At 72.6% G+C, this 18330-nt stretch carries 15 protein-coding genes and 1 pseudogene; 6 read left to right on the top strand and 10 right to left on the bottom strand.

The features are described from left to right. Positions 1-9: 9 nt before the first annotated feature. On the bottom strand, positions 10-411 hold the full coding sequence (locus HZS56_RS01970) for an SsgA family sporulation/cell division regulator (RefSeq protein WP_216718874.1): 402 nt from the start codon (positions 409-411) through the stop codon (positions 10-12). Positions 412-609: 198 nt separating this feature from the next. Here HZS56_RS01970 and HZS56_RS01965 point away from each other — a divergent pair, with 198 nt between their 5' ends. The 4 genes from HZS56_RS01965 to HZS56_RS01950 all read left to right on the top strand — a co-directional run bounded on the left by HZS56_RS01965 (position 610) and on the right by HZS56_RS01950 (position 4691). Next, complete coding sequence (locus tag HZS56_RS01965) at positions 610-1734, top strand: energy-coupling factor ABC transporter permease (RefSeq protein WP_216718873.1); 1125 nt, start codon at positions 610-612, stop codon at positions 1732-1734. Next, positions 1735-2496 carry a cobalt ECF transporter T component CbiQ gene (gene cbiQ / locus HZS56_RS01960; RefSeq protein WP_216718872.1) on the top strand — a complete coding sequence of 254 codons (762 nt, stop codon included), beginning with the start codon at positions 1735-1737 and terminating at the stop codon, positions 2494-2496. Next, the gene (locus HZS56_RS01955) at positions 2484-3311 is read left to right on the top strand and encodes an energy-coupling factor ABC transporter ATP-binding protein (protein ID WP_253913562.1); all 828 of its coding nucleotides are present in this window, start codon (positions 2484-2486) and stop codon (positions 3309-3311) included. Before cbiQ ends, HZS56_RS01955 begins: the two co-directional genes overlap by 13 nt. 192 nt (positions 3312-3503) lie before the next feature. Continuing rightward, positions 3504-4691, top strand: coding sequence for a serine hydrolase domain-containing protein (locus tag HZS56_RS01950; protein ID WP_216718915.1), 1188 nt, complete (start codon positions 3504-3506; stop codon positions 4689-4691). Between the two features lie 49 nt (positions 4692-4740). Here HZS56_RS01950 and HZS56_RS01945 read toward each other — a convergent pair whose 3' ends face one another. The 5 genes from HZS56_RS01945 to HZS56_RS01925 form a co-directional block, all read right to left on the bottom strand. Then, complete coding sequence (locus HZS56_RS01945; RefSeq protein ID WP_216718871.1) at positions 4741-5016, bottom strand: DUF1876 domain-containing protein; 276 nt, start codon at positions 5014-5016, stop codon at positions 4741-4743. 93 nt (positions 5017-5109) lie between these two features. Further along, positions 5110-5955 carry an EamA family transporter gene (locus HZS56_RS01940; RefSeq protein ID WP_216718870.1) on the bottom strand — a complete coding sequence of 282 codons (846 nt, stop codon included), beginning with the start codon at positions 5953-5955 and terminating at the stop codon, positions 5110-5112. Next, positions 5952-6476 carry a YbaK/EbsC family protein gene (locus HZS56_RS01935; protein ID WP_216718869.1) on the bottom strand — a complete coding sequence of 175 codons (525 nt, stop codon included), beginning with the start codon at positions 6474-6476 and terminating at the stop codon, positions 5952-5954. Before HZS56_RS01935 ends, HZS56_RS01940 begins: the two co-directional genes overlap by 4 nt. Positions 6477-6734: 258 nt before the next feature. Continuing rightward, a complete protein-coding gene (locus HZS56_RS01930; RefSeq protein ID WP_216718868.1) occupies positions 6735-9005 on the bottom strand; it encodes an MMPL family transporter in 2271 nt (756 codons plus the stop codon). Between the two features lie 163 nt (positions 9006-9168). Continuing rightward, on the bottom strand, positions 9169-9780 hold the full coding sequence (locus HZS56_RS01925) for a TetR/AcrR family transcriptional regulator (RefSeq protein WP_216718867.1): 612 nt from the start codon (positions 9778-9780) through the stop codon (positions 9169-9171). Between the two features lie 193 nt (positions 9781-9973). On the opposite strand from HZS56_RS01925, the gene HZS56_RS01920 reads away from it, so the two are divergent. Further along, positions 9974-13486: a S41 family peptidase gene (locus HZS56_RS01920; protein WP_216718866.1), complete on the top strand. Its 3513-nt coding sequence runs from the start codon at positions 9974-9976 to the stop codon at positions 13484-13486. Between the two features lie 125 nt (positions 13487-13611). Here HZS56_RS01920 and HZS56_RS01915 read toward each other — a convergent pair whose 3' ends face one another. From HZS56_RS01915 to HZS56_RS01900, 4 genes and pseudogenes are all read right to left on the bottom strand, one after another. Further along, entirely contained in the window at positions 13612-13794 is a 183-nt protein-coding gene (locus HZS56_RS01915; protein WP_216718865.1) for a hypothetical protein, read from the bottom strand. Positions 13795-13982: 188 nt separating this feature from the next. Further along, positions 13983-14849: pseudogene (locus HZS56_RS01910) on the bottom strand (SDR family oxidoreductase); the annotation flags it as partial. Continuing rightward, positions 14846-15910, bottom strand: a complete 1065-nt coding sequence (locus HZS56_RS01905; RefSeq protein WP_216718864.1) for an alpha/beta fold hydrolase — start codon at positions 15908-15910, stop codon at positions 14846-14848. The gene HZS56_RS01905 and the pseudogene HZS56_RS01910, both read right to left, overlap by 4 nt. Continuing rightward, on the bottom strand, positions 15907-17517 hold the full coding sequence (locus HZS56_RS01900; RefSeq protein ID WP_216718863.1) for a flavin-containing monooxygenase: 1611 nt from the start codon (positions 17515-17517) through the stop codon (positions 15907-15909). Before HZS56_RS01900 ends, HZS56_RS01905 begins: the two co-directional genes overlap by 4 nt. A gap of 133 nt (positions 17518-17650) precedes the next feature. On the opposite strand from HZS56_RS01900, the gene HZS56_RS01895 reads away from it, so the two are divergent. Next, the gene (locus HZS56_RS01895; protein ID WP_216718862.1) at positions 17651-18319 is read left to right on the top strand and encodes a MerR family transcriptional regulator; all 669 of its coding nucleotides are present in this window, start codon (positions 17651-17653) and stop codon (positions 18317-18319) included. The last annotated feature ends 11 nt before the right edge of the window (positions 18320-18330 follow it).

The following is an 18330-nucleotide window of genomic DNA, read 5'->3' as shown; positions in this document are numbered from 1 at the left end:
CGGTGGCGCTCAGTAGGCCACCGGTCGGGCCACCGTCTGGTCCACCGGTCGGGCCACCGCCGTGTAGGTGCGGCGCAGGAACCGGGTCAGTGCCTTGGTCTCGAACTGGACCACCGAGCAGCCCTGCGGCGAGTGGAACTCGACGACCGACTGCACCCGCCCGCAGGGCCACACCCGCACGTCGCCCGCCCCTGCTGGTGCCCGCAGGCCCTGTTCGAGCAGGGCGCGGGAGAAGGTCCACTCCCGGGCTGCGGAGGAGCTGCCCCCGCCGGGCAGCGCGACGCGGACCGTGCGCGGGTCGTGGTCGGGGTCGTAGCGCAGTACGACGGGTATCGCGCCGCCGTCTTCCTGGTCGGGGAGGTCCGCGTCCGTCAGGATGTGGGCTCGTGCGTACTGTTCGACTACGGACATCTCATCGCCCCTCACGCTCTGCCACCTTCACGGAACCGCTGCGTCCGCCCCCACTCCAATGTCCCATATTTCCCGGGTCACGCCCTGCGAGCCGTATCTCACATGTGAGGTCCGCGTGAGGTCTGCGCGGGATCGGCTCAAGATCAGCATGCACCTCGCTCTTGCGAACAGGTTGCAATAGGTCTCTACTATCGAACCGTGCATGTACCTGACGGATTCATCAACGCCCCGACGTCCGCCGTCACCGGAGTCGTCGCCGCCGGCGCCGTCGCGGTCAGCCTGCGCGGCGCGCGCCGGGAGCTTGGGGGCACCTCCCGCGCGGGCGAAGCCGAGCGTGGGGGAGAGAGGACCGCGCCCCTGGCGGGGCTGGTCGCGGCGTTCATCTTCGCGGTGCAGATGCTGAACTTCCCCGTCGCGGCCGGGACCAGCGGGCATCTGCTCGGTGGCGCGCTGGCCGCCATCCTCGTGGGTCCGTACACGGGCGTCCTGTGCGTGTCCGTGGTGCTGCTGATGCAGGGCATCCTCTTCGCCGACGGCGGTCTGACCGCGCTCGGCGTGAACATCACCGACATGGCGATCGTCACCACCGTCGTCGCCTACGCCGTCTTCCGGGGCCTGGTGAAGGTGCTGCCGCGCACCCGGCGCTCGGTCACCGTCTCCTCCTTCGTCGCCGCCCTCGTCTCCGTGCCGGCCGCCGCCCTCGCCTTCACGTTCCTGTACTGGATCGGCGGCACCACCGACGTCGCCATCGGCAAGGTCGCCACCGCGATGATCGGCGTGCACGTGCTGATCGGCATCGGCGAGGCCGTGATCACCGCGCTGACCGTGGGCGCCGTCGTCGCCGTACGCCCGGACCTCGTGCACGGGGCGCGGGGACTGGGACCGCGGCTCAAGCTGCGCGTGAACGGCGAGCTGGTCGACGCCCCCTCCGGCAACACTCCTTCCGGTACCACTCCTTCCGGCACCGGGCCGGCTCCCGCGCCCGTCGCCGCCCGCTCGCACCGCAAGGTGTGGATCACCGGCCTCGTCGCCTCGCTGGTCCTGGCCGGATTCGTCAGCTTCTACGCCTCCGCCAACCCCGACGGCCTGGAGAAGGTCGCCTCCGACAAGGGCATCGACGAGAAGGCCGAGGAGCACGCGAGCGCGGACTCGCCGCTCGCCGACTACGGCGTGGAGGACATCACCGACGCCCGCGTCTCGGGCGGTCTCGCGGGCGTGATCGGCGTCGGCGTCACGGTCGTCGCGGGCAGCGCGGTGTTCTGGGCGGTGCGCAGGCGGCGCAGCGACGACGCCTCCCCGAGCAGCACGGAAACGACCCGTTAGGTGGGGACGGGCCACGCGCACCGGCTCTACCGGCACGGCCACTCCCCCGTGCACGGTCTGCCGCCGCACACCAAACTCGCCGCCGCCTTCGCCTTCGTGGTCGTCGTGGTGTCGACGCCGCGCGAGGCGATGTGGGCGTTCGGGCTGTACGCGGTGCTGCTCGCGGCAGTGGCGTACGCGGCCCGCGTCCCGGCGTCCTTCCTGCTCAAACGGTTGCTGATCGAGGTGCCGTTCGTCGCCTTCGCGGTGCTGATGCCCTTCGTGGCGGAGGGCGAGCGCGTCGGCGTGCTCGGCATGTCCCTGAGCGTCAACGGGCTGTGGGGCGCCTGGAACGTGCTGGCCAAGGGCACCCTGGGCGTCGCCGCCTCGGTACTCCTCGCCTCCACCACCGAGCTGCGCGCCCTGCTGCTCGGCCTCCAGCGGCTGCGGCTGCCGCCGCTGCTGGTGCAGATCGCGTCGTTCATGATCCGGTACGGGGACGTGATCGCCGACGAGATGCGGCGGATGCGGATCGCCCGGGAGTCGCGCGGCTTCGAGGCGCGCGGAGTACGGCACTGGGGCGTGCTCGCCAAGTCGGCCGGTGCCCTCTTCATCCGCTCCTACGAACGCGGCGAGCGCGTCCACCTGGCCATGGTCAGCCGCGGGTACGCCGGTTCGATGCCGGTCATCGACGAGGTGACGGCGTCCCGGGCGCAGTGGTCGTACGCGCTGGCCCTCCCGGGTGCGGCACTGGTGGTCTGTCTGCTGGGATGGACCCTGTGACCGACCCCGCGACCGGCCCCGTGACCGGCCCCGTGACCGGCCCCGTGGGTGACCCCGTCTCCGACGTGCCCGCCTCCCTCGACGTGTCCGGGCTCGCCTTCGCCTACCCCGACGGGCACCAGGCCCTGTTCGGCGTGGACTTCTCCGTCGCGCGCGGCGAGCGGGTCGCGCTGCTCGGTCCCAACGGCGCGGGCAAGACGACCCTCGTCCTCCACCTCAACGGCATCCTGACCGGCGGCACCGGCACGGTCGCCGTCGCCGGGCTGCCGGTCGACCGGCGGAACATGGCCGAGGTCAGGCGCCGGGTCGGGATCGTCTTCCAGGACCCCGACGACCAGTTGTTCATGCCGACCGTGCGCGAGGACGTGGCGTTCGGGCCGGCGGCGGCCGGGGTGAAGGGGGCGGAGCTGGAGGCCCGCGTGGACCGGGCGCTGGAACTGGTGGGCATGGCGGACTTCAAGGACCGGCCGCCGCACCACCTCTCCTTCGGCCAGCGGCGGCGGGTGGCGGTGGCGACCGTGCTCGCCATGGAGCCGGAGATCCTGGTCCTGGACGAGCCCTCATCCAACCTCGATCCCGCCTCGCGCCGCGAACTCGCCGACATCCTGCGCGCGCTGGACGTCACGGTCCTGATGGTCACCCACGACCTGCCCTACGCCCTGGAGCTGTGCTCCCGCGCCCTGATCCTCAGCGACGGCGTGATCGCGGCGGACGGTCCGACGGCCCACCTGCTGGCGGACGACGAGCTGATGCGCGCCCACCGCCTGGAACTGCCCTTCGGCTTCGACCCGCGTTCGGTGCCGGCTCGCGGTTGACGACCGGGTCGACAAGTCGGGTCGACGGCCGGGGCGACAGCCGGGTTGTCGGCCCGGCGAGGAATCGCGGGCGGCCGGTGGCGGTTGCACCCACTGTTGCAGCGGCACTTGCAGTCACAGTTGCAGCCACAGTCGCAGCCACTGTCACGGGCGAACGTCCCGGGCGAACGGAAGGAACGTACAGAGGTGAGCGTGGACGTGCACGGCACAGTCGCCGAGGACTTCGAGCCGGTCCGGGACGCGTTCGTCCGCAACTTCACGGCGCTCGGCGACCGGGGCGCCGCGGTCGCCGTCTACCGGGACGGCCGCAAGGTCGTCGACCTGTGGGGCGGCACCCGGGACATCGACGGCACCGAGCCGTGGCGCCGGGGCACCGCCCAGGTCGTGCGCTCGGCGACCAAGGGTGTCGCGGCCGCCGTACCCCTGCTGCTGCACCAGCGCGGCGAGTTGGACCTGGACGCGCCGGTGGGCGAGTACTGGCCGGAGTTCAAGGCGCACGGCAAGGAACGGGTACGGGTCCGGCACGTGCTGAACCACCGGGCGGGGCTGCCGGTCCTGGACCGTCCGCTCGCCCCGGATGAGGCCCTCGACCCGCTGCGGGGCCCGCGGGCCGTCGCCGCCCAGGCGCCGGTCTGGGAGCCGGGCACCGACCACGGCTACCACGCGTTGACGTACGGCTGGCTGCTCGACGAGCTGGTCCGCCGGGTGACGGGCGGGCGCGGCGCCGGTGAGTGGATCGCGGACGAGATCGCCGGTCCGCTGGACCTGAACCTGTGGGTGGGGCTGCCCCCGGCCCAGGAGGCGGCGGGCCGGGCCGGGCGCGCCGGCCGGCTGGAGGAGCCCGAGCCGTCCGGGAACGGCCCCCGCCTGCGCCCCAAGCGGGCCGTCACACAGGCGTACGGGGACCCGGACTCCCTGACCCGCCGTGCCTTCGCCGCGATCACGCCCTTCCCGGACCAGAACGACCCGGCGTACCGCGCGGCGGCCCTCCCCGCGACCAACGGCATCGCGACGGCCGAGGGGCTGGCCCGGTTCTACGCGGCGCTGATCGGCGAGGTCGACGGCGTGACGCGGCGGGTGCGGCTCTTCGACCCGGCGACCATGGAACGGGCGCGCGCCGAGGAGTCCGCCGGTCCGGACCGCGTGCTGGTGGTGAACACCCGCTTCGGCCTCGGCTACATGCTGCACGGCAGCGCGTCGCCGTTCCTGTCCACGGGCTCCTTCGGTCACCCGGGCCGCGGCGGCGCCCTGGGCTTCGCCGACCCGGAGACGGGCATCGCCGTCGGCTACGTCACCAACGGCTTCCGCAAGACCGTGACGGCGGATCCGCGGGCGCAGGCGCTGGTCCGGGCGGTACGGGAGTCGCTCGGCGCGAGCTGAACCGGCGGCCGGCCGCCCCTCCGCCCGTCACACATGAACCGGGCGGCCCTCACACATGGATCGGGTGGGAGGTCCGGCCCGACGCCGAGTCGATCTCCTCGTGCGCCTTGGTGAGCAGCTGCATCGCCAGCTCGTTCAACGCGCGTGCCCCCGCGACCTCCTCACCGACCCGTGGCTGCCGGGAGTCGGCCCGGTGCCGGCTGGCGTGGCCGTGCGCGCGGACCTCGGTGCCGTCGGGCAGCCGCACCATCGCGACCGCCCGCGTGTGCTGGTCGTCCTCCATGAACTCGAGCTCGACATGCCATCCCACTGCGGTGTGCATCATGACGTTCACCTCCGGAACACCTCCTTCCAGGGTGCGCCTCACGACGGCGGTACGCACGTAGGCCCGTACGCCCGTACGTAGGCATGCGCCTGCCTACCCGGTGTGCAGCATCAGCCCGATCCCGACCACCAGCAGCCCGGCCGCCGCGATCCGGGGCGCACCGAACCGTTCCTTGAAGAACAGGGCCCCGATCGCCGCACCGACCAGGATGGAAGACTCCCGCAGCGCGGCGACCGGCGCGAGTTCGGCGCGGGTCTGGGCCCACAGGACCAGCGCGTACGCGGCCACGGACAGCACCGCGCCGACCAGGCCGATACCGGCGTGCGGGCGCAGCAGCGCCCGGGCCCCGGCGCGGTGGCGGTACAGGAAGTACGCCGGGAGCACCGTCCCCTGCACCGCCATCAGCCAGGCGATGTAGCCGAGGGAGGAGCCGGAGGCGCGTACGCCGAGCCCGTCGACGACGGTGTACGCCGCGATGGTCACCCCGGTCGCCAGGGCCGCGCCGATCGCCGTCCAGTCGGGCCGGCGTCCGCGCAGCCCCCACAGGGCGACGCCGGTCAGGCCCGCACAGCAGAGCAGGATGCCGCCGGTCGCCCAGCCGTCCGGCACCTCGTGGGCGAAGACGGCGGCGAGGGCGGTGACCAGCAGCGGCGCGCTGCCGCGGGCGATGGGGTAGGCCTGGCCGAAGTCGCCGAGCCGGAAGGAGGTCATCAACAGCGCGTAGTACGCGATGTGGACGGCCGCGGAGACCAGCAGGTACGGCCATGCCCCGGCCGCCGGGAACGCCGTGAACGGCAGCAGCGCGAGCCCGATGAGCATGCCTCCGCCGGAGATCAGCGCGAAGCCGGTCAGCTTGTCCGGGATCCGGTGGGCGATGGCGTTCCAGCTTGCGTGGGTGATGGCGGCGAGCAGGACCGCGCCGGTGACCGGTGGGGTCACGCGGAGGGTTCGCGGACGTCCGTGAGGGTGGCGTCGGCGGTGGTGACGAGGTCCTCGGGCCGCATCGGGAAGACGGCGTACGGGGTGCCGGCGGCGGCCCAGACGACGTCGTGGGCGAGCAGCGAGCGGTCGGCGAGGACGCGGGTGCGGGTGCGGTGTCCGAAGGGCGGTACGCCGCCGATGGCGTACCCGGTCGTCTCCCGTACGACGTCGGCCTTGGCCCGCGTGACCTTCTGGGCGCCGAGTTCCTCGCGGACCCGGTCCAGGTCGACGCGGGAGGCACCGTCCATGAGGACCAGGACGGGGACCCCGTCCGCGGCGAAGACGAGCGACTTGCAGATCTGGCTCAGCTCGCAGCCGATCGCGGCGGCGGCCTCGGCGGCGGTCCGCGTGGCCTCCGGGAACCGCCGGGCCCGTCCGGCCAGGTCCCCGAGCCCGAGTTCGCGCAGGGCGGCGGCGAAACGGGGATGGGCGTCGGAGGCGTCGGGAGTGCCGTCGGCGGAAGGCGTGCTCGTAGTCATGGTCGGCACCGTAACGCCCGGTGCGGCGCGTGTGCGAACGGGTTGAGGCGGCCTGCGGAAGACGGAAAGCCTTCGGAAAGACGGAAGAGAGGCAGGACGGAAAAGGACGGACAGGAAGGACAGGACGGAAAGGAGGAAGCCGGTGAGGGCAGCCCCGTCCCCACGGAGCCCTCACCGGCTGGTCTGTCGTCCTCCTGTCAGAGGCTGCTGGTTGTCAGAGGTTGCTGGTTGTCAGAGGTTGCTGGTTGAGGCGGCGGGTCAGGTGCGGACCAGCTCCCGGTCCTCGTCGGGGTCGGAGCCCCGCTCCTCGGCCGTGCGCAGCCCCTCGCCCTCGACGTCCACGTTGGGCAGGGCGCGGTCCAGCCACTTGGGCAGCCACCAGGCGCGCTTGCCGAGCAGGGCGAGGACCGCCGGGACGATGGCCATGCGGACGACGAACGCGTCGAAGAAGACGGCGATCGCCAGGCCGAAGCCGATCATCTTGACCATGGACTCGCTGGAGCCGATGAAGCCCGCGAAGACCGCCATCATGATCACGGCCGCGGCCGTGACGACCCGGGCGCCGTGCTTGAAGCCGGTGACGACCGCCTGGTTGGGCTTCTCGCCGTGGACGAAGGCCTCCCGCATGCGGGTGACCAGGAAGACCTCGTAGTCCATGGCCAGGCCGAAGACCACGCCGACCATGAAGATCGGCATCATCGACATGACCGGTCCGGTCTCCTCGACGCCCATCAGGCCGGACAGCCAGCCCCACTGGAAGACCGCGACGACCGCGCCGAGTGCCGCGAGTACGGAGAGCAGGAAGCCGAGGGCCGCCTTCAGCGGAACCAGGATCGAGCGGAAGACCACGATGAGGAGGAGGAAGGCGAGTCCGACGACCAGGACCAGGTACGGCAGCAGCGCGTCGTTCAGCTTCTCGCTGACGTCGATGTTCATCGCCGTGGAGCCGGTGACCAGCGTCTCGGCACCGGTGTCCGCCTCGATGTCGCCGCCCGCGTCGCGGATGGCGTGCACCAGGTCCTCGGTCTGCACGGAGGACGGCTTGGAGTCCGGGACCACGGTGATGGTCGCGGTGTCGCCGTCCTTGTTGGGCGCGGGCGGGGTCACCGCCATGACGCCGTCGAGGCCCTTGATCTCGTCGGACACGTCGGTGAAGGCGTCGTTCGGGGCGGCGGCGCCCTTCGCGTCGACGACGACCATCAGCGGGCCGTTGAAGCCCGCGCCGAAGCCTTCGGACAGCAGGTCGTAGGCGCGGCGCTGGGTCGTGGACGTCGGCTGGGAGCCGTCGTCGGGCAGGCCCAGCTCCAGGGAGGCGGCGGGGATCGCGGCGGCGCCGAGACCGATGACGCCCAGGAGGAGGACGGCGAGGGGGCGGCGGACGACGAAGCTCGCCCAGCGGGTGCCCAGGTTGGCCTTGGGCTGCCCGCCCGGCCTCCCCTGTCCCTCCGGGGACCCCTGTCCTTCCGGCTGCTCCGCGCCCTTGCCCTTGCGGGAGCGGCCGAGCAGCCTGCCCTTCGCGCCGGCGGGCTTGACCCTGCGTCCGGCGTAGCCGAGCAGCGCGGGGATCATCGTCAGGGCGATCAGGACCGCGATGGCGACGGTGCCGGCCGCCGCGACACCCATCTTGGTGAGCATCGGGATGTTGACGACCGCGAGGCCGACGAGGGCGATGACGACGGTGAGGCCGGCGAAGACCACCGCGGAGCCCGCGGTGCCGACCGCCCGTCCGGCGGCCTCCTCGCGTTCCCGTCCCTCGGCGAGTTCCGCGCGGTAGCGGGAGACGATGAACAGGGCGTAGTCGATGCCGACCGCGAGGCCGATCATCATGGCCAGGATCGAGGTGGTCGAGCCGAGTTCGAGCGCGCTGGCCAGCGCGGTGATCGTGGAGACGCCGATGCCGACGCCGATCAGCGCGGTCAGCAGGGGCAGCCCGGCCGCGACCAGGGAGCCGAAGGTGATGACCAGGACGACGGCGGCGACCGCGATGCCGATGATCTCGGTGGCGCCGGTCTCCGGCACCGCCTGGAGCGCGTCACCGCCGACCTCGACGGTCAGCCCGGCGTCGCGCGCCTGCTGGGCGGCGTCCTCCAGGGCGTCCTTGGTGGACTCCTCCAGCTCCATGCCGGAGACGTCGTACTTCACCGACGCGTAGGCGATCGTGCCGTCCTTGCTGACGGCGTTGCCCTCGTAGGGGTCGGCGACCGAGGCGACCTCGGAGCCGTCCGCGAGATCGTCGACGGTCTTCTCGACGGTCGCCTTGTTCCCGGCGTCCGTCATCGTCTCGCCGGACGGAGCCTTGAAGACGACGCGTGCGGTCGCTCCGTCGGCGCTCTGGCCCGGGAAGCGCTGTTCCAGCAGGTCGAAGGCCTTCTGGGCCTCGGTGCCCGGGATGGAGAAGGAGGAGTTGCCGGCGGGCGGGGCGCTGGCCGCGCCGACGCCGGCGAGCGTCAGCAGGGCCACCCAGATCAGGGCGACGAAATGCCGTCGGCGAAAGGCGAGCCGGCCGAGTTTGTAGAGGAACGTGGCCACGAGGGCGTACTCCCGGTCAGGTCGTGGGATCTTCAGGGCAGGGGGGATCGGCCCGACGACGTGAGCGGTTACGTCAGGTGGGGCGTCAGGTGGGACGTCAGGTGGGTCTCATGCAGGGGACGTGTCGGAGAGACGCGCCGGTGAGACGCATCGCAGGGACGTGTCAGAAGGACGTGTCAGTGGTGGCGACACCGAGGGCGGGGAGTACCACGGCGTCGAGGTAGGAGGCGAGGAAGGCCTGCGTCGGCGGCTGGTCGTCCAGCAGCGTGCGGGTGGCGAACCCACCGATCAGCATGTGGACGACGAAGTTCAGCGCCGGACAGTCCGGTCTGATCTCCCCGCGGTCGACGGCACGCTGGAGGAGCTTCTGGCCCTCGGCCATCTCCGGTTCGATGAGCTGCTCGCGGAAGGCCTGGCGCAGGTCCGGATTCTGGTGCAGCGCCATGGCCAGGCCGCGCATCAGCGCGGAGTTCTGCTCCATGACGCAGTCGTCCTCGCGGAGCAGCAGGGCGTGCAGGTCACCGCGGAGCGACCCGGTGTCGACGTCACTGATCGAACCGGGCTTGCTGTGCCGCACCGCCTTCACGACCAGCTCCGGCTTGCCGCCCCACTGGCGGTAGAGCGTCGCCTTGCTGGACCGGGTGCGTGCGGCGACGGCGTCCATGGTCAGTGCGTCGTAACCGACTTCCCGGAGCAGGTCGAGCACGGCCCCGTACAGCTCGGCCTCGCGCTCGGGAGTGATCCGGCTGCGGCGCGCGGTGGCTGCCTCGGTCATCCCACTCACTCCTCTCCGGTCCGCCGGCCCGTCCGCTCATCCCGAACGACACCGTTTCGTACATGACGAATGTACCCCACCCCCAAGCGAAACGAAACTGTTTCGTTCGTGGCCTGGGTCACGGTTGTCTGCACCGCATAAGTTGCCGCACAAGTTGCCGCACAAGTTGCCGGTACCCGGCGCCGGGAAAAGCATGGGGCGGGTGAGTTATCTGCGCCTTCCGCACCTCAGTGGCGACCAGCTGTGCTTCGTGACCGAGGACGACCTCTGGCTCGCGCCCCTCGACGGCCGCGGCCGTGCCTGGCGGCTCACCGTCGACCGCACCAAGACGGGGCACCCCCGCTTCTCGCCCGACGGCCGCCACATCGCGTACACCAGCTGGCGCACGCTCGTGCCGGAGGTCCACCTCGTCCCGGTGGACGGCGGGCCCGGACGGCAGCTCACCCACTGGGGCGGCCTCGACACCCGGGTCTGCGGCTGGTCGCCCCCGGACTCCGACGGCGGCACCGCGGTCCTGGCCGTCGCCTCCCACGGCGAACCCTTCTCCCACCTCACCTGGGCCTACAAGGTCACCCCCGACGGCGACCCCGGCCGCAAGCTCCCCTGGGGGCCGGTCACGGACATCCAGGCCGCGGATCTGGCGGGGGAACGCAGGACCCTGCTCCTCAGCGGCACCCCGCCGCACGAACCCGCCGCCTGGAAGCGCTACCGCGGCGGTGCCACCGGCCGCCTCTGGCTGCACGGCGAACGGCTCCTGCCCGAACTCGGCGGGCACCTCGCCGCCCCCATGTTCGCCGGCGGCCGGATCGCCTTCCTCTCCGACCACGAGGGCGTCGGCAACCTCTACTCCTGCGCCCACGACGGCACCGGTCTGCGCCGCCACACCGACCACGACGCGTTCTACGCCCGCAACGCCTCGAGCGACGGCACCCGTGTCGTGTACCAGTGCGCGGGCGACCTGTGGATCGTCGACGACCTCGCACCGGGGTCGGTGCCGCGCCGGCTCGACGTGCGGCTGAGCGGGCCGCGCGCGGGACGGCGTACGTACCAGGTGCCCGCGGCCCAGCACGTGAACGGCGTCTCCGTCGACGAGACGGGCCGCGCGAGCGCCGTCGTCGTCCGCGACAGCCTGTACTGGCTCACGCACCGCGACGGTCCGGCCCGCACCATCGCCGACACGCCGGGCGTACGGGTGCGGCTGCCGGAGATGCTCGGGGCGAGCGGCCGGATCGCCTACGTGACGGACGCGGAGGGCGAGGACGCCGTCGAGATCGCCCACCTGCCCCGGGCCACCGGGGGCCGCGCGGCGCGCAGGCTGGCGTCCGGCCGGCTGGGCCGGGTCCTGGAGCTGGCCTCGGACCCGGCCGGCGAACGCCTCGCCGTCGCCTCGCACGACGGCCGGCTGCTGCTCCTCGACGTCACGTTCGACGCCACGGAGGGGGACGCGGAGGTCGCCCGGGCGCTGGACGTGGTGGACGCAGGAGACGCAGGAGACGCTGAAGACACGACGGAAACCGGCACCGGAAGCGGAACCACCCCGGCCGGAACCACCCCCGCCCCCACCGCCGAAGGCCACGTCACCGAGCTGATCCGCTCCGTCAACGGCCCCGTCCGCGACCTCGCCTTCTCCCCGGACGGGGCCTGGCTCACCTGGTCCCACCCGGGCATCGGGCGCACCCTGCGGCAGATCAAGATGGCCCGGATCGCCGGTCAGAACGGCCAGGACAGCCAGGACAGCCAGGACAGCCAGGACAGCCAGGACAGCCAGGACAGGCAAAACAGGCAGGACAGGCCGAACGGCCGGAACCGTCGGAACGGCGGTCACGGCGGACCGCTCGTCCTCGACGTCACCGACGGCCGCTTCGAGGACGAGAACCCGGTCTTCACCCGGGACGGCCGCTACCTCGCCTTCCTCTCCTGGCGCGGCTTCGACCCGGTGTACGACGTGCACACCGGCGACCTGTCCTTCCCCCTGGGCTGCCGCCCCTACCTGGTGCCGCTGTCCTCCGCGACCCCCTCCCCCTTCGCACTCAACCCCGAGGGCCGTCCCGCCGCAGGCGGCCTGGACCCCCTGGAGGACGAGCCGGGCGACGGCGGCGCGGTGACGGTGGAGACCGAGGGGCTGGCCAGCCGGGTGACGCCGTTCCCGGTCACCGCCTCCAAGTACTCGACGCTGTGCCCGGTCGAGGGCGGCGGCCTGGTCTGGCTGCGCTGGCCGATCTCGGGCGCGCTCGGCGAGACCTTCGCCAACCCGGCCGACCCGAGCGAGCAGCCCACGCTGGAGCACTTCCACCTCGCCAAGGCGCGGAAGTCCGAACTGGTCGACCACCTGGACTGGTTCCGGGTCAGCGGCGACGGCAGCCGCCTGGTCGTGCTCGACGAGGGCGACCTGCGCGCCGTACCGGCGACCGAGGCCGGGGACGGCGACTCCACCACCTGGATCGACCTGCGCCGCATCCTGCACGAGGCCGATCCGGCCGCCGAGTGGCGCCAGGCGTACGACGAGGCGGGCCGTCTGACCCGCGCCCACTTCTGGGACCCCGGCATGTGCGGCATCGACTGGGACGCGGTACTGGACCAGTACCGCCCGCTGGTCGAACGCGTCGCCTCGCCCGACGAGTTCGCCGACCTGCTCCGCGAGGTCCTCGGCGAACTCGGCACCTCCCACGCCTACGTCGCCGCCGCCCGGCGCAACGAGGGCCCCGCGCACTACCAGCGCCGGCAGGGGCTGCTCGGCGCCAACTTCGTCTGCCGGGACGGGAGCTGGCTGGTGAAGCGCATCCTGCCGGGCGACTCCTCCGACTCCAGGGCCCGCTCCCCGCTGGCCGGCACCGGCATCCGCGAGGGTGCCGTACTGACCCACGTGGACGGCCGCCCGGTCGACCCGGTGGCGGGGCCGTCTCCGCTGCTCGCGGGCGCGGGCGGGACGACCGTGGAGCTGACGTTCGCGCCGGCGGAGGGCGGTCCCGGACCGTCGCGCCGGGTCGCCGTCGTCCCGCTCGTCGACGAACGCCCCCTGCGCTACCAGGACTGGGTGGCCAAACGCCGCGAGGTGGTCCGGGAGTTGAGCGGCGGGCGGTGCGGGTACCTGCACATCCCCGACATGGGCGGCTCGGGCTGGGCCCAGTTCAACCGCGACCTGCGCATGGAGGTGTCCCGGCCCGCGCTCATCGTGGACGTGCGGGGCAACGCGGGCGGGCACATCAGCGAACTCGTCGTCGAGAAGCTGACCCGGACGATCCTGGGCTGGGACCTGACCCGCGACGCCCAGCCGGTGTCGTACGCGTCCAACGCGCCGCGCGGTCCGGTCGTCGCCGTCGCCGACGAGGCGACCTCCTCCGACGGCGACATGATCACGGCCGCGTTCAAGCTGCTGCGGCTCGGCCCGGTCGTCGGACAGCGCACCTGGGGCGGGGTGGTCGGCATGACCGGGCGGCACGTCCTGGGCGACGGCACGGTGATCACGGTGCCGATGAACGCGGCCTGGTTCGACGCGTACGGCTGGTCCGTGGAGAACTACGGCGTCGCCCCGGACGTGGCGGCCCTGCGCACCCCGCTGGACTGGGCCGAGGGACGCTACACCGTGCTGGACGAGGCGGTGCGGCTGGCGTTGGAGCTGCTGGAGACCAACCCGCCCGCGACGCCGCCCGGTTACGACGGCGTACCGGACCGTTCCCGCCCGCCGCTGCCGCCCCGGGAGCGGTGATCCGGCCCACGGGCCCACGCCACAGGGAAAGGGCGCCCACCCGTACGGAAGACGGGTGGGCGCCCTCTCACCTTGGCTCAGCCTCTGGCTCAGCCCTTGGCTCAGCTCGGCTCAGCCGTGACGCGTCAGGCGTCGAAGCTCTCGTCGAACCGGTCCTCCGCGTCCCGACGGCGCGAGGAGGGGTCCATCTCGTCCTCGTCGCGGCGGCGGTCGCGGTTCTGGAGCTGGTCCTTGGCCTGCTCGGCACGCTGCTTGCCCTGCTGCTGCATGCGCTCGGCCTTGTCCTGGAACTGGTCCTTGATACCCATGTGGGTTCACTCCTGTGGTGATTCGGGCCCGACCGGATCGGCCGGGTGCCCGATCAGATTCACACGAGCGGTGACCGTGCGCATGTCGATCACTTACGGATCGTAGTCGCACCCTTCCGGCCCTGTTCGCCGGCGCCTGCCCGGCTCTGTTCCCCGGCGCTTGCCGGGTCTTGCCCGCCGGCGCCCTTCCGGCGCTGTTCGTCGGCCGCGCCGCCCGCGCCGACCAGACCGATCCGGCGGCCTTCGAGCCGGTCACCGAAGCGCCGCATCTCGCGCTGCCCGCCGGTGCCGACGATGGCCGGCAGAGCGCCGCGCACGCCCTGCATGCCGCGCAGCCACCACTGGCCGTAGACGTGCGCCGAGCGGCGCTCGATGCCGTCGACGAGCCGCTCGACCGCCGGGCCCAGCGGGTAGGTCTTGTTGCACGGCCAGGGCAGCCGCTGCCGCATCTCCCGCATCACGTCGTCCTGGTCGGCGCCGCGCACCATGTCGGTGTCGGTCCAGGACAGGTAGCCGACGCCGACCTTCACGCCCCGGTGGCCGACCTCGCCGCGCAGGCTGTGCGCGTACGCCTCGACGCCGGACTTGGAGGCGCAGTAGGCGGACATCATCGGCGCGGGGGTGAGGGCGGCGAGGGACGCGATCTGGAGCAGGTACCCGCGGGTTTCCAGCAGCGCGGGCAGGAAGGCGCGGGCGGTCACCGCCGAGCCGATCAGGTTGACCTCGATCACCCGCCGCCAGGACTCGGGGTCGGAGTCGACGAAGGGACCGCCGGTGGCGACACCGGCGTTGGCGACGACGATGTCGATGCGGCCGAAGCGTTCCTTGACCTCCGCCGCCACCCGGGCCATCGCCTCGTGGTCGGTGACGTCGGCGTGCCAGTGCCCGTTCTCCCCGTGCAACCGGGCGGCGACCTGCTCCAGTTCGTCGGGCTCCAGGCCGACCAGCGCCACCTTCACCCCGCGCGCGGACAGCTTGCGGGCCAGCAACTCCCCGACACCGCGCGCCGCTCCGGTGACGACGGCGACCCGCCCCTGAAGACTCACCCTGCTCATGCGCTCTCCTCGGTCTGTACGGCGGTCTGTACGGCGGTGTGGCCGGCGGCGCGTCCGTCGGCGGGGACGGCGGTGTGTCCGTCGGCGTGTTCGGCGGCGCGTCCGTCGGCGGGGACCGCGGCGTGTCCGTCGGCGGGGACTGCACGCTTCCGGCGGGCGCCGGGTATGTGGTCGGCGGCCAGGGTCCGTATCTTCCCGGTGACCAGCTCCGGTGCCTCGACGGGCGTCATGTGGCCGAGGCCCGGGAGTTCGGTGAGGCCCACGCAGTCGGGCAGTGCCGTGGCCAGCGCGCGGGCGTGCACGGGCGGCGTCAGCCGGTCCGCCGTACCGACGACGACCTCCACCGGCATCCGCAACTCCCGTACTCCGTGGTCGAGGTCGAGCAGGTCGAGCACGTGCGACCAGCCGTGCCGCACCCGGCGCGGACAGGCGTGCACGATCCGGGCGCAGGCCTCCACCATGTCCGGGGCCGAACCGGGGCCCATCGTGGCGTACTTGAGGATCCTGCGGGCGAGGGGCGTGACCGGCCCGAGCGGTGCCCGGGAGCCGAGGACGCGCCGGGTCAGCCAGGTCCGCACCCGGCCCTCCCCGAGCGGCAGCACGGTGGCGGACGGCACCAGCCGCGCGCTGCCGGTGCTGCAGAGCAGGACGGCCGCCGCGTGCTCGCGCACCGCCGGGCGGGTGGCGGCGGCCATCATCGTCATGCCGCCCATGGAGTGTCCGGCGAGCACGGCCTGTTCGCCCGGGGCGAGGGTGGCCTTCAGGACGGCTTCCAGGTCGTCGGCGAGCGGCTCGGTGCCGTACGCCGGGTTGGCGGGGCTGCGGCCGTGGCCGCGCTGGTCGTAGGCGACGACCCGGTGGTCGGCGGCCAGTTCGCGGACCTGCGCCGCCCAGAAGGCGGTGGAACAGCACCAGCCGTGCGAGAGGACGACCGCGGGCGCGTTCTCGGGGCCGTGCACCTCGACGTGGAGGCGGGCGCCGTCGGCCGAGGTGACGGTCAGTTCGTGGGCGGGGACGGGCGGGGCGTACGGCCCGTCGGCGACGTGCGGCAGGCGGCTCACGCGCTCACCTCGGCGTCCGCACCGGCGGCCCTCGCCGGGGTCTTCGCCGCGCCCTTCGCGGGGTTCTCCCCGGTGTTCTCCCCTGTGTTCTTCCCGGTGTTCTCGCGGGCCGGGCGCAGCACCTCGTACTCCGCGAGGTCCACGCGGCGCGTCGCGCGCCGGAACTCGGCGGTCGTGCCCGGCCAGACGGTGGTGTTGCGGCCGCTCGCGTCCAGGTACCAGCTGGTGCAGCCGCCGGTGTTCCACACCGTGCGCTTCATGCGCTCCTGCACGCGGTGGTTCCAGTTGCGCACGGCGGCGGGGCGGGGGGCGAGGGCGGTGCGGCCGCCCAGGACGTTCAGCTGGCGCAGGTAGTCCGCCAGGTAGTTCAGCTGGGACTCGATCATCAGGATCATGGACGAGTTCCCGAGGCCGGTGTTGGGCCCGATGACCGTCACGAAGTTGGGGAAGCCGGCCGCCGTGCTGCCGCGCAGCGCCTCCATGCCGCCCTTCCAGGTCTCGGCAAGAGTCCGCCCGTCCTCGCCCACGACGCGCTCGGCGATGGGCATGTCGGTGACGTGGAAGCCGGTGCCGAAGACGATCGCGTCGGCCTCGGCCTCGGTGCCGTCGGCGGCGACGAGGGTCGACCCGCGCACCTCGCTGAGTCCGGCGGCGACCACGTCCACGTTGGGCCTGGCGAGCGCCGGGTAGTAGGTGCTGGACAGCAGGATCCGCTTGCAGCCGATGCGGTAGTCGGGGGTGAGCTTGGCCCGCAGGGCCGGGTCCTTGATGGCGGCACCCATGTTGCGCTTGGCGATCTGCTCGACGAAGCCCAGTTCGTCCGGGTGCTTGGTGAAGGCCTGCACCTGGAGTTCCCGGATGCCCCAGAGCAGTCCGCGGCGCAGCTTGGTGGTGACGGGCAGCGCCCGGTGCAGGGCCCGTTCGGCGCCGCTGATCGGCCGGTCCATGCGGGGCATCACCCAGGCCGGGGTGCGCTGGAAGAGGGTGAGGCGGCCGGCCTTCGGCTGGATCGACGGCACGATCTGGATGGCGGAGGCGCCGGTGCCGATCACGGCGACGCGCTTGCCGGTGAGGTCGTAGTCGTGGTCCCAGCGGGCGGAGTGGAAGACCTTGCCGGGGAAGGAGTCGAGCCCGGGGATGTCCGGGACCCTTGGGTCGGACAGCGGCCCGGTGGCGGAGACGACGACGTCGGCGGTGAGCGTGCCGCGCACGGTCTCGATCTCCCACCGCAGCTGCTCGGTGTCCCACGCCATCCGCTTCACCTCCGAGTCGAAGCGGAGGTGGGGGCGCAGCCCGAAGGTGTCGGTGACGTGCTCCAGGTAGGCGCGGATGTGCTCCTGGCCGGAGAAGGTGCGCGGCCACTCGGGGTTGGGGGCGAAGGAGAAGGAGTACAGGTGGGACGGCACGTCGCAGGCGCAGCCCGGGTAGCTGTTGTCCCGCCAGGTGCCGCCGACGCTGTCCGACCGCTCCAGGACGACGAAGTCGGTGATCCCCTCGCGCCGCAGCCGCACGGCGGCCCCCAGCCCGCCGAAGCCGGACCCGATCACCGCCACCCGCACATGTTCTTGAACCCGCTCGTGTTCTTGAACCTGCTCGTGCTCGGCCATCCCGAAGCCTCCACGCGTCGCCTAGAACTCCGCCAGTGATTACTGGCGCAATGGGAGCGTAGAGCAGTCGCGTACTCGTGGGTAGGGGTTGGGCGGAAGAATGTTACCGGCGGTACGCCATAGGGTCGTGCACGTGACCGAGAAGCGTGAACACCACCGTGAGTACCGCATGGAGGAACTGGCCCGGCTGGCCGGCATCACAGTGCGCACCGTGCGCTTCTACCGCGAACGCAAGCTGATCCCGCCACCCCGCCGCGAGGGCCGCATCGCCTGGTACGACGACCACCACCTGGCCCGCCTGCGCACGATCGCGGCGCTGCTGGACCGCGGCCACACGCTGAACGGCATCGCGGAACTCGCCGACGCCTTCGACCACGGCCGCGACGTCGGCGACCTGCTCGGCCTCGGCGAACCGACCGAGGAGACCCCGGTCCGCCTCACCCCCGAGGAACTCGCCGCCCGCTTCGAGGGCGAGGTCACCCCGGAGAACCTGGCGGCCGCGATGGAACTGGGCTACCTCGGCACCGACGGCGACGACTTCGTCCACATCAGCCACCGCCTGCTCGAGGCGTCCTCCGCGCTGGTCCGCGAGGGCATCCCGCTCGGCGAGGTCCTCCGGGCCGGCGACCGCGTCCGCGAACACGCCGACGCCCTCGCCGCCCTCTTCGCCGACCTGATCCTGCGCCACGCCCCCGAGCAGGAACTCCAGCGCCTGCGCCCGCTGGCCCGCAGCGTGGTGGAGGCGGAACTGTCCCTGGCCCTGGACCGGCGGATACAGAAGCCCGCCCCGGGCCCTCGGTGAGCGTCAGCGCT

It is taken from the genome of Streptomyces mayonensis (genome assembly GCF_018982965.1).
Classification (GTDB): Bacteria; Actinomycetota; Actinomycetes; order Streptomycetales; family Streptomycetaceae; genus Streptomyces; species Streptomyces mayonensis.
The sequence above is the reverse complement of the archived record's forward strand: the minus strand, read 5'-3'. Positions and strand labels throughout refer to the sequence as shown.

What these genes read in the sequence shown, in the direction of transcription:
- HZS56_RS01970 (WP_216718874.1), bottom strand. Translation starts at nt 411, where the DNA reads ATGTCCGTAGTCGAACAGTACGCACGAGCCCACATCCTGACGGACGCG.
- HZS56_RS01955 (WP_253913562.1), top strand. Translation starts at nt 2,484, where the DNA reads ATGGACCCTGTGACCGACCCCGCGACCGGCCCCGTGACCGGCCCCGTG.
- HZS56_RS01945 (WP_216718871.1), bottom strand. Translation starts at nt 5,016, where the DNA reads ATGATGCACACCGCAGTGGGATGGCATGTCGAGCTCGAGTTCATGGAG.
- HZS56_RS01935 (WP_216718869.1), bottom strand. Translation starts at nt 6,476, where the DNA reads ATGACTACGAGCACGCCTTCCGCCGACGGCACTCCCGACGCCTCCGAC.
- HZS56_RS01925 (WP_216718867.1), bottom strand. Translation starts at nt 9,780, where the DNA reads ATGACCGAGGCAGCCACCGCGCGCCGCAGCCGGATCACTCCCGAGCGC.
- HZS56_RS01920 (WP_216718866.1), top strand. Translation starts at nt 9,974, where the DNA reads ATGGGGCGGGTGAGTTATCTGCGCCTTCCGCACCTCAGTGGCGACCAG.
- HZS56_RS01915 (WP_216718865.1), bottom strand. Translation starts at nt 13,794, where the DNA reads ATGGGTATCAAGGACCAGTTCCAGGACAAGGCCGAGCGCATGCAGCAG.
- HZS56_RS01900 (WP_216718863.1), bottom strand. Translation starts at nt 17,517, where the DNA reads ATGGCCGAGCACGAGCAGGTTCAAGAACACGAGCGGGTTCAAGAACAT.